Annotated in this window: 7 protein-coding genes; 4 read left to right on the top strand and 3 right to left on the bottom strand. The window is 40.0% G+C overall.

Features of this window, described 5'->3' with window-relative positions; all coding sequences use genetic code 11:
• Window positions 1-446: 446 nt before the first annotated feature.
• Both Xsto_RS12270 and Xsto_RS12265 read right to left on the bottom strand, forming a co-directional pair.
• On the bottom strand, window positions 447-4,415 hold the full coding sequence (locus Xsto_RS12270) for an inverse autotransporter beta domain-containing protein (RefSeq protein WP_099125231.1): 3,969 nt from the start codon (window positions 4,413-4,415) through the stop codon (window positions 447-449).
• 248 nt (window positions 4,416-4,663) lie between these two features.
• Window positions 4,664-7,084: an inverse autotransporter beta domain-containing protein gene (locus tag Xsto_RS12265; protein ID WP_169926641.1), complete on the bottom strand. Its 2,421-nt coding sequence runs from the start codon at window positions 7,082-7,084 to the stop codon at window positions 4,664-4,666.
• 339 nt (window positions 7,085-7,423) lie between these two features.
• On the opposite strand from Xsto_RS12265, the gene murQ reads away from it, so the two are divergent.
• Together murQ and murP are read left to right on the top strand one after the other, a co-directional pair.
• Window positions 7,424-8,329, top strand: a complete 906-nt coding sequence (gene murQ, locus Xsto_RS12260) for an N-acetylmuramic acid 6-phosphate etherase (protein WP_099125229.1) — start codon at window positions 7,424-7,426, stop codon at window positions 8,327-8,329.
• A 44-nt stretch (window positions 8,330-8,373) separates the two neighbouring features.
• Entirely contained in the window at window positions 8,374-9,822 is a 1,449-nt protein-coding gene (gene murP, locus Xsto_RS12255; protein WP_099125228.1) for a PTS N-acetylmuramic acid transporter subunit IIBC, read from the top strand.
• Window position 9,823: 1 nt separating this feature from the next.
• Here murP and Xsto_RS12250 read toward each other — a convergent pair whose 3' ends face one another.
• Window positions 9,824-10,426, bottom strand: coding sequence for a LysE family translocator (locus Xsto_RS12250; protein WP_099125227.1), 603 nt, complete (start codon window positions 10,424-10,426; stop codon window positions 9,824-9,826).
• A gap of 139 nt (window positions 10,427-10,565) precedes the next feature.
• On the opposite strand from Xsto_RS12250, the gene Xsto_RS12245 reads away from it, so the two are divergent.
• Window positions 10,566-10,784 (top strand): YheU family protein, encoded by a 219-nt coding sequence (locus Xsto_RS12245; protein ID WP_099109226.1) that lies wholly within the window; start codon window positions 10,566-10,568, stop codon window positions 10,782-10,784.
• A gap of 159 nt (window positions 10,785-10,943) precedes the next feature.
• Window positions 10,944-11,813 (top strand): phosphoribulokinase, encoded by an 870-nt coding sequence (locus Xsto_RS12240; protein ID WP_099109227.1) that lies wholly within the window; start codon window positions 10,944-10,946, stop codon window positions 11,811-11,813.
• The last annotated feature ends 340 nt before the right edge of the window (window positions 11,814-12,153 follow it).

The following is a 12,153-nucleotide window of genomic DNA, read 5'->3' as shown; positions in this document are numbered from 1 at the left end:
AGGCCCAATATGGCATTAGGGGGTTATACCCCGAAGCAGCATTTATTACGCGCTGCGTGAATTCTACTTTTAACCTCCATGAAAAATGGGAGGATTACCGGAGGTCACTTGAAAGACGGATTGAATAAATTATATTTCCCTATGTGTCGGGCAGAACCGGATTCCACTTTGATTAAAAATCAATCATTAGCCAACTATTGATAGTTTCGTACATTCAATATGATTTTATTGATAGGTTTTCATATCTTTATCGTATGCTTATTGAACTAAAAAAGTGTCATTTTTGTTCTAAAAAACCATATTGAAAATATGTTATCTCGCCCTGATGTGTCGGGTAGGTTACTGGAATGACAAAGAACTTGTAACACTCTATCAACCTTTGCCAACGGAATATTCTCCAAACAGGCATGCTATACACGATTCTATAAATTGATGACATAATTTTATCAATTTTTACATACAAGGTAACCTCTTGCATGAGGGTCATCATCTATAGGGCTTTCCCCGGAAGCTAGATCATATGCTTTATATATTGTATAGGGCTTTCCAGGTGTATTGCTGGTCACTTTAATTTTAACTCGATTTGTCCCTAACTTCTTCCCATAACCAAATAATCCCCAATTATAAAGATTTACAAATTCATCCCTTACAGGTAATCCTTCCTTTGGCGTTGAGCCAACAAAATCCGTTATATTGTAAGAATGAAAAGTTCCTTCATTAGTAGCAATACTCTCACAGGAAAATTCACTATCAGCAGCATGATCCCCACTAGTAGCGGCGTAGATCAAATATCTTAAGGAATCTATTTTATATTCATACAAATCAATTGTCCCTTTTGTACTTTTTAGTGTCGCCTGTAATGTTACATTATCAGTACCCAAAAAGGTGATAGGTCCTTTATCATTATCACCTAGATTTATCACATAGCTGATTGGATTGGTACTATAAGTAAGCTCTTTTTTATCAAAATCTTGTTCTGGCTTCGAGTATGGTCTTAATTCAGCATGAATAGAACCAAATACATTATATGGCTGCGGTGAATCAAATAATTTACTGGCTAATATTTTATTTCCTGGACCTGGATTATAAACATACATTTTCGCTTGCTGAGAATACGGATTAAAATTAACCAAATATTTTCCATCTGTAGAATTAGTCTCTTTTTCTCCTTTTTGATTAGGAAGCGTCAAAGTCACTTTGATATCCTTATAAACTCCAACCTCGCTTTCTAATGTTGCATATAAATAGCCCTCACCATCCGTTGTAAATTTATCTTTATCCGGTTGAGGCTTGGGTAATTTATCATAATCTATCTGGGTTTGATCTCGTGTCCATTCCACCTTATCAAATGGGTAATTCCTAATTGGTTCTTTCTTAGGATCACCCTTCTTCACAATCAATGCTCTATATTTATATCTGTCTGGATTAGAAACGAATCCCTTGTTACCTATCAGTGGTTTTTTCTGATCAAAATCTTGCTCAGAACCATTTCTTTCAACTTTCCAAACTTCAACACTTGCAATCTCAAAATCTACAGGTGGATATTTGAATTTAATTGGATCAGTACACTGCTGATTGGGTTCAGGTACTCCAACCATGGTTAAACAAACCTTAGCAACCGTACTAGGAGGCGTATCTGTACTACTTATTAACCCTATTTTTAACTCTCCATTTAATACTTTGTCGACTTCATTTGAAGAAGATAGTGATAAACCAACATCTTGGGGTTCAACGCTCCATATGAATTTGAAGTTATCACCTGAATAATCCGTTTTTCCATCAGCCCCTTTCACTTTAGCTGTAATAGAATATCGTTTTTCACCCGGAATAACAGAACCATTAGGATTATCTAACTTCACACTCTGAATTGTTGGCCATTTAAATTCTACTGGTGGGGCTTCCTCTGTATTTCCCCCCGTTGAGGCTGTAACAATCACATCTGATGCAGCAACTTCGCTTTTAAGTTTTATTGTAGCTATACCATCAACACCTATTACTGTTTTAACAGATTCAGCAGGAGGATTCGGACAGGTCCCATTTTCAGCAGGGTTCAGACAGACTCCGGGGATATTTTTTTTCAACTTCCAAGTTACCTTGCCTTTCTCAGGATCACCATCAGAATTAGTCACTTTTACTGTATATTCACAAGAATCAAACACTAATTCAGATTTATTGCAAACAGATTTAAAACTGATACCTTCCAAGCTGAAAGATACTGCCGGTTTTGCGTATACAGGATCTAAGCCTTCAATAGCCAGTGAAACCATGACATCATCAACTTTCACTGTACTTGTTAATTTGGCCTGTAATTTTCCGGTTTCATCTGTCTCTACATCGCCTTTTGGGGCGTCCAAAGTCAGTCCGGTTACAGGATTTTTTATATTCCACTCAACACCAGAGATTGTTGTTTTTTTCTGTAAAGGATGATTTTCATTATCTACGACTTGCGCCGTATAAGTATAAAATTGCTTACCATCCGCAGTCCTGGGTTTATCGGGTGTGACTGTAATCTTATCAATATGGTAGTTCTTGGGAGTAGGGATGAATTTGGTACCAAAAACCACTTTTCCCATAAATTTCTTAGGCTGACTATCCATCGCTACACAAACAGCAACTGTACCAACGTATCCCGTACTCATTAATGTGACACGATCACTCTCTGCAATATGCCCATCATCCATTATTTTTATTTGCTTGAATGAACTGTTGGGCTTGAATTCTAATTTCTTCGTATTATCCGTAATTTCGCTATTGTTACAGATATTATCATCCAAAGTTAATGATGCTGTTGAGGTCCCTGTTGCTACCTCTGACGCTGATGCACCCACTGGTATCGCGAACCATTCAACATTATGGATGGTTGCATTCTTAATCATATTCGGGTTGTTAGGGGTATCGAAAGTAATAATAGGATTAAAAGTATACCCTTGATCTCCTGAAGCCAATAGCGGACCTGGAGGTGTGAAATTAGCTCCATCGCCTTTTTTAATCTCAAAAGGTCTGACAATAACTTTCATTTGTTGAGGTTTTGTTTTTTGATCATTTTTTAATTCAGCAGACAAATTGAGCGCATAACTATTATTTTTATTTTCACCCGATAAGTACTCAGGGAATTTAATATAAATCCTCCCAGAATTTAAATAGATATCCCCTCCATTCTTTATAAATTCCTCTTTTGCATTTCCCTTTTCAATATTAATCTGTTGAATAGCTGTATTTGCAGATAACTCTTTCGTAATGTCATGTATTTCACGACTATAACCCACAATAATTCCCGGTACAGAAAGCTCAGACTTCGGCACCTCCCTATGATCCAGCACTATATGATTATTCCTTTCCACCAAATCATAACGGCTGCCTGCCAGTGTTCGCATTGATGCAACGTTATCCGGTGATAACTGTGCACTCAGTGGCACACCAAATCTGAGATTAAAGTTTGTCAGAAATTGGGTTTCACTCTGTCCTCTCTCGCCTTGTTTATAATCCACGCCCATTGTTATCAATGGAATTGGTGTATACGTCACGCCTATTTTTGCCAGACTTGGATTTTTTTGCTTGGTCTTTCGGTTAAATAACGTCACGTTATCGCCGAAGTATTGCTCATAAGAAAATTTGCCTCCCAGATTAGGGTAAGCAGATAGAAAGAATTCGCCGTTAATATCGTAGCCATTGGCGGGTCGTTCATGATGCTCCTCGAAATTCCGCGAGATTTGCCAGTCACTTAAGCGGTAATAGCCGTTGGTGGAAAATTTAATATAATCGCCCCAAAGTTCTCCTCCTAATCCCACCCGCCTGTTTTTACCCGTAATGTCATAGTCATAAAAAGTATTCAGGCCATACATCCAGTTCTGAGAAAAATAACGCCCTCCCAAACCGAGATTAACTGTATTCCGGCTATCTTTGTTTCGGTAACCTAATTGGGAAAAAAAGAACCATGCAGCTTGATTATCATAAATAGGCAATAGCAGATCTACTGAGTTATTCTCAAGCCTACCTTTTCTGTCAAAACCAAAGTTAATTTTTGCTGTACCAGATTGGGATAGCCATTTTTGAGCTTCGGAAGAGATAGTGCTATTAACTTTACCCAAAGCATAAGATTTGGCTTGTTCTGCTAATTCTGAAGAGGATGACGATAGAATATTCCCTGCCATCTGAATATTTCGTCCAATAGCATCGGCATGTTCATATTCTGATGTATGACTTGTATTTCCTGTTCCACCTTTTTTATCAGCTTCTTGAGTTAAAAACTTTTTACTTGATTCGGTTACTTGGGAATCTACATTATCTATCTTGGATATGCTTGTTTCTTCATGATTTATATACCCTTCAGCAAACGCATGCATGATGGTAGAAGGGATAAGTAACGTATAAAAGATCGTGAAAAAAACAATAATTTTACCAATATATGATGGCATATATAAGCACCCAAATAGACGTTATTATTAGCAACCATTTTTTGATACTAACTCCACTGGAGTAAGGTTAGTTATCCAATTTATATATTAGAAAAAATTTTATACTCCTCCAATAACTTTTGGTTATCGGTTGATAATGACAAATTATTGCACTAATTATTTTTATCCATTCATAGATTAGCATTCATCCTTCATAAAAAAACACAGACCTAAAAAGCGCCTGTGTTTTTGTTGTTAACATTTATTTTTTAACCTTCTAATTTACACATTAATTTACCTAAATGATGCTCATTATCATCCGTTTCATCTTTTCCCTCTTTCCTATCTTCATATTCATTTCCAGCCGCATCTTTCTTAATCTCTGGAACAAAAGAATATAAAATGAATTTTGGCTCTCCTTTATCATTCAACACCTTCATTTTATCATCATGTTGTAACACCCCAAAACCACTGAAGAACTGATATTCATGTTTTAATGAAGAACTATCCGTACCAGCAACCTCTTCCTTAGTCATTGATTTCGCTTCACGTGACCATTTATATTTAGATTCAAGTTTTTCACATGTATGATTCTGTTCCTCATTATATGTATCGTTGCCTAACCTTACATTACCAACCTCAGGACTAAAAACATATCTTTGAGGATTGAAGATATATTCATAAGCGTATTTAGCTCCCGTCTCATTATCAGTGACAGTCGCAGTCACGATTGCTTTTTTAGATGAATTAAAATTTTCAGCAGGGAAAGTTATTTCAGGGCCTTTTGGTGTTAAAACTATTTTCACAAGGTCAGATGAAGATTTATATTCAACAGAATCATTGTGTCTGGCAATAGGTTCAGGCATATCCTCTAGAGAAAATTTTTCTTTGACCAGTGTGATTGCTAATCCATTGTAAACATTATAGGGCTTATTCGGCTCGTAAACATAATCGAAATGATGATTAGCAGTGGTTAATTGTAACCCGGCAGATTGCGGTACCGCTTTAAAACTCACTGGTCTTTCGGCATTGATCTCATATACTTTCTTGTCATCATTAGTAAACTCCATTTTAACTCTGACACCATCCACTCCCACACTACTTACCAGTGTAGCAGTTAAATATCCATCACCATCTGTAGTGGTTTTCGTTTCTTTAAATTTCACATGCTCTGGTAATTTATTATTTACAATACTCCATGTTACATTCTCAAAACTATGGTTAAGCAACGGTTGAGCACTTTTTTCATCAAGAATTAAAGCCTTATAGGTATATATATCCTTCCCATTTCCGGAAATAATTCCGTCAGGAGAGACTTTCATATTACCTTCGAATGGACCTCCTCCAGTAACCTTAACAGTCATTTCAGCTGTTTTGGAGAGCTTGCCATTCTCTAATTCCACCATTGCATGAATTGGGTAACTGTTTACACCTTTATCAAAATATCTTGGTAGTGTAATTCTAATAGAATTACCGCTACTCGGTAGCACTCCTCCATTTTTGTGGAACTCTTCTCCTGCACTCCATTTAACCGCTTTAGCCGGCCTATTTGACTCCACGTTAGCTGTTACTGTTACCTCCTGAGCACCACGTCCCTGAATGATATTCGGTAAGCTAATTTCCAGCCTCGGTTTCTCCCTATGATCCAGCACAATGTTGTTATTTCTTTCCACAAGATCATAGCGGCTACCTGCCAGTGTGCGCATTGATGCAACGCTATCCGGTGATAACTGAACACTCAGCGGGACACCAAATCTATAGTTTAAATTGGCCTGAAAGCGGGCATCGCTGTGTTTGTTACTGCCATGCCGGTAATCTATGCCCATCGTTATCAGCGGGATCGGCGTATAAGTAATGCCTACTTTAGCAAAGCCGGGATTTTTCTGTTTGGTATCACGGTTAAACAGAGTCACGTTATCACCGAAGTATTTTTCGTAACCCAGTTTACTGCCGATATGCGGGTAAGCGGGCAGAAAGAACTCGCCATTGATGTCAAAGCCATTAGCAGGGCGCTCTTCCCAGTCTTTATCATCCCGTGACTGATGCCACTTGCTCAGGCGAATATAAGTATTAGCTGATAATTTCAGGTAATCAGCCCATGCTTCTGCCCCTAATCCCAGCCGGTTATTTTTTCCTGTGATGTCCTGATCAAAGAAAGTATTAAAACCATACATCCAGCCCGAAGTGAAATAACGGCTGCCAAAACCGAGGTTAACCGTATTTCGGCTGTCTTTATTACGATAACCCAACTGAGAAAAAACCAGCCAGTCTACTTTGTTATCATAAAGTGGAAATAACAGATCTAATGAACTGTTATGCAGTTTACCTTTTCTGTCGAGAGATAAATTAACTTTGGCTGTACCAAATTGTGACAGCCATTCTTGTACCTCACTATTTATTACTCCGTTTACTCTTCCTAAAGCGTAGGATTTCGCCTGTTCTGTAAGTTGGGATGACGAGGATGATAATAAACCACCTATCGTCTGAATATTTTGTGCAATTACGCCAGCTTTATCTTTTTCTGTTACATCTAAATTATTTTCATCGCTCGCACTCGGAAAAAGTGGTTTTACTGTTAAGTTTTGATGATCTTCACTAACTGAAAATGTATTCATCGAGACAAACGGTAATAAAAAAGAAAAAATTAATATTAAAAACCGCAGGGATTTATTAACAAAAATAAACTTCATAGGTACGTTCCTCAAGAGAATGCAAAATTTCATCTGCACATTCACATTAAATTATCAGTTGAAATAAAAGCTTTTTGCACAATCAACATAAAGTAGGAAACTTTTTTATTATTAAGTAATGAAAGATTTTTATCAGGCAATAAATAAAAGTAATCACTGTTATTTATCAAAAGGTAATCAATTCTATTATTTGAAAATATTGTTCTCTATTACGATGAATCATTCGAGAAAAGAAATAATCCGGGAAGTGAGCGCTATGATTATAAGAGCTATATTGTAGGATCAATGCAATAATCCATAATCGCTCTCACACCGTATAGTAGATAGTTGGAACAAACCATGAAAATTAATCTCAATAATCTGGTAACGGAAAGCCGCAATCCTGCCAGTGCTCATATTGATGAGTTATCGACACTGGATATGCTGCGTGTCATTAACGATGAAGATAAAAAAGTTGCTCTTGCCGTTGAGCAGGCGTTACCTCAAATTGCTCTTGTAGTGGATAAAGTGGCAGAGGCTTTCCGTCGTGGCGGGAGATTGATTTACTGCGGTGCAGGTACATCGGGGCGATTAGGAATTCTGGATGCCAGTGAATGCCCGCCAACCTATGGCACCAGACCAGAACAGGTTGTCGGCTTAATCGCTGGCGGGCATAAGGCTATTCTTCAAGCGGTAGAAAATGCGGAGGATAATCAGCAACTGGGCGCAGATGATCTTAAAGGACTACACTTTAGTGAAAAAGATGTACTGGTCGGGATTGCCGCCAGTGGCCGGACTCCCTATGTGTTAGGTGCGATGGAATATGCGGTATCCATAGGAGCAACTGTCGCCTGTATTAGTTGCAACCCTGACAGCCCGATGACCCGACTGGCTGATATCGCAATCACCCCGGTTGTCGGGCCGGAAGTTGTCACCGGTTCTTCCCGTATGAAAGCAGGTACAGCGCAAAAGCTGGTACTGAATATGATCACAACCGGTGCCATGATCCGTACCGGCAAGGTATATAGTAATTTGATGGTGGATGTTGAAGCCACTAATGCTAAGTTAATCGAACGGCAAAAAAATATTGTGATGGCAGCTACTGAATGCAACAGAGAAGTGGCAGAACAAGCCCTGAGTGCCTGTAACGGCCACTGCAAAACCGCAATTGTGATGATTCTATCGGGGATCAGTGCCGAAGAAGCCCGAGTGTTATTAACAGAACATCAGGGATTTATCCGGCCTGCCATTTCAACAGTCCGATAGTGATTACCTTTTCCCTATATAGGTATAGATGGTAAGGGTGCTAAATGGCTAAAATTAATCCGAATATGTTGCCTGAAATACTCAGCGCCATTGGCGGGGCAAGTAATGTCATACAGTGCGGTAATTGCATGACCCGCCTGAGGTTAACATTACGTGATGATTCAATCGTCGATAAGGCAAAACTAAAACTGATCCCCGGCGTTCTGGGTGTGGTCGAAAGTAATGAGCAGCTTCAGATCGTTCTTGGCCCCGGCAAAGCCCAGACAGCCGCGGAGATGATGAATGAGTTATTAAGTTCTGCCGAGCATACGGCTCCGGAACACCATTCAGCAGATTTGAAAGATATTGCGTCTTCCAATAAAAAACACCTCAAAGAGAAGCAAACCAGCTCAATCCATAAGTTCCTTGCTAAATTCGCCACTATTTTTACACCATTGATCCCCGGTTTTATTGCTGTCGGACTGTTACTGGGGATCGCCACTTTACTGGAACAAATTTTTATTCAGGGCGTTGCACAACCTAATGCTGTGCTGGTTGAAATGATCGGCTATATGAAGATTTTCAGTAAAGGGATGTTCACTTTCTTCAGCATTTTGATTGGTTATAATGCGCAGAAGGCATTCGGCGGTTCAGGTATTAATGGTGCGATTATCGCTGCTCTGTTTATTCTGGGTTATAACCCCGATGCCACCAGTGGTTTTTATTCCGGTATCAACAATTTCTTTGGCTTTGCTATCGACCCACGGGGCAATATTTTCGGGGTATTGATTGCCTGTATTCTGGGAGCCTGGGTTGAGAAGCAGATCCGCAAAATCATACCCGCTGATCTGGATATGATCCTGACTTCCGCCATCACACTTCTTATCATGGGTGCAGTAACTTTTATCGTGATTATGCCGATAGGAAGTTACTTGTTTATGGCAATGTCATGGCTTTTCACCAATCTGAATGGTAATCCGTTCGGGACGGCTGTTTTAGCCGGGTTGTTCCTGATAGCCGTGATGTTTGGTGTGCATCAGGGATTTATACCGGTTTATTTTGCTCTGGTGGAAACACAGGGCTTTAACTCCTTGTTTCCGGTTCTAGCGATGGCAGGAGCCGGGCAGGTTGGTTCTGCTCTCGCGTTATATGCAAGAGCGAAAAAAGATTCATTGCTGCGTATTCAAATCAAAGGCGCCATTATCCCCGGTTTTCTGGGAATTGGTGAGCCTTTAATCTATGGCGTGACTCTGCCCCGCATTAAGCCTTTTGTAACGGCCTGTTTTGGTGGCGCAATCGGCGGCTTTTTTATCGGGCTGATTGCCTGGTTAGGTGTACCTGTCGGCCTGAATACGGTATTCGGCCCCTCCGGTGTAGTCGCGTTGCCCTTGATGACATCCCTGACAGGAATATTCACGGGAATGGCGGTATACGGTGCGGGGCTGATTGTTGCGTATATCAGCGGCTTTGTGCTGACGTTCTTCTTTGGCAGCAAAAATATTGATTTAAGCTGATTCAGTTAATCCATATCAATGGCACACAGGCTGCTGTCAAGAGCCCCATCACGATATTGAAAGTAAACCATGCTGTACGGCCTTTTAACAGGCGACCAATCATGACACCGAGATTCAGCCATACCAAGCCTGTGGCTATATTACTGAGTATCATCACTACGCTGATGACCCAAATAGAGTGGATATATAAATCTCCGGCTAAGCTGTAACTGCTGACAGATCCTAATCCCATCATCCATGCTTTGGGGTTCAGAAACTGTAATAGCCAGCCCTGATAGCCTTTAAGAGGTGTTCCGAGGGGTTTAGTACTCAACTGCTTATATTGTGCTGTTACTGTTTTCCAGGCCAGCCAGAGTAAATACAGACTACCCAGCACTTTCAAACCTGTGTGTACAGCCGGATAGATCAACAATAACCCGGCAACACCAAATGCAGATAATAGCAGGATGGTCTGCATTCCAATTACCATTCCCAGAAAAAGTATTAACGAGCGGCGGAATCCAAAATTAGCACCCGATGTTGTCATTAACATATTATTAGGGCCGGGCGTAATGGCGGAAATAAACATAAATGTACTGAGTGAGAAGAGGAGGCTAGCAGTCATGAGTTGTGATATCTCTTAATTATTGTCATTTTCTTTCAGAGAAAATAGCAGTATGTTATTTAGCACACAAGATGAGTTATACCCGTTTTCGAAGTGTGTAATTCAACTTGGAAGATGCAGGGTATATATGGAGAACAAAATGATTATCCCGTGGCAGCAAATAGAACCTGATACTTTACGTAACTTAATCGAGAGTTTTGTCTTACGGGAAGGCACTGATTATGGTGAGTCTGAAAAAACGCTGGAGCAGAAAGTACAGGATGTAAAACGCCAGCTTGAACGGAACGAAGTTATTCTGGTCTGGTCTGAATTGCACGAAACTGTCAATATCATGCCTAAGGAGCAGTTTCGCCCGTAAGCTGATTCTTTTTATACCCTTTTCGGCTCAATAGCATTTTATTCAATTTTTGTATGTTCTATTGGCATTGTTTTATTGGTACTGCTTTATTGGCTCAAAATTGCTGGTTACGAGAAAGATCATCCCAACTGTTTTTTTACTGATAAGGAGTCTGTTCTTATGTCTGCCAAACACCCTGTCATTGCCATAACCGGTTCCAGTGGAGCCGGAACGACAACCACTAGTGTGGCATTCCGCAAGATTTTCCAACAACTGGGTATTACCGCTGCTCTTATCGAAGGGGATAGCTTTCACCGTTATACCCGTCCCGAAATGGACGCAGAAATACGTAAAGCAAAAGAACAAGGACGGCATATCAGCTATTTCGGCCCAGAAGCGAATGATTTCCAGATGCTGGAAAAAGCATTTTCTGATTATGGCGAAACAGGCACAGGCCGCTGGCGGAAGTACCTGCATACGTATGATGAAGCTGTTCCCTACAATCAGGTACCGGGTACGTTTACCCCGTGGGAGCCACTACCGTCAAACACCGATATGCTATTTTATGAAGGATTACACGGTGGTGTTGTCACTCCACAGCATAATGTCGCAAGCCATGTGGATCTGCTGATTGGTGTTGTTCCCATCGTTAACCTTGAGTGGATACAGAAGCTCATTCGTGATACCAGCGAACGCGGACATTCAAGGGAAGCTGTGATGGATTCTGTGGTACGTTCAATGGACGATTATATCCGCTATATTACGCCCCAGTTTTCCCGCACTCACATCAATTTCCAGCGTGTTCCTACAGTCGATACCTCCAACCCATTCTCTGCCAAGGCAATTCCCTCCTTAGACGAAAGCTTTATCGTTATTCGTTTCCGCGGTTTAAGCCAAATCGATTTTCCTTATTTACTGGCAATGCTCCAAGGTTCGTTTATTTCCAGTATAAATACTATCGTTGTTCCGGGTGGTAAAATGGGGCTGGCAATGGAGTTAATTATGGCGCCGTTAGTTCAGCAATTACTTGAAGGCAAAAAAATATCCTAAATATTGCCCGCTATTTATTTATCGATAATGCAGGTAACAAAAAATAATGTTACCTGTGATAAAACATCAATTATTCACTCATTTATAAATGAAAATGTAGTAAATCAGGCTTTTCAAATAGAATTCTGGCTATTTGTTAACTGGTTTTATATGCTGAAGCGATACAGGAGGAGACATAATCCTTTTCCTGTGTTACAAACAGTGCTACACGTGAAACGGGCAAGTTTTATGGGCTCGGAGCAATGCATCGACATGCTGATACCCTGAGATTTCCATATAAAATTCCTGCTTGTCAGTTTTTCAGCAAGTTAATATGTTAATCTATTGACTTTATAAAGCC

Origin of the sequence: Xenorhabdus stockiae (genome assembly GCF_002632825.1) — a bacterium.
GTDB classification, from domain to species: Bacteria; Pseudomonadota; Gammaproteobacteria; order Enterobacterales; family Enterobacteriaceae; genus Xenorhabdus; species Xenorhabdus stockiae.
Note: the sequence above shows the minus strand (reverse complement) of the source record. Positions and strands in the feature narration are given on the sequence as shown.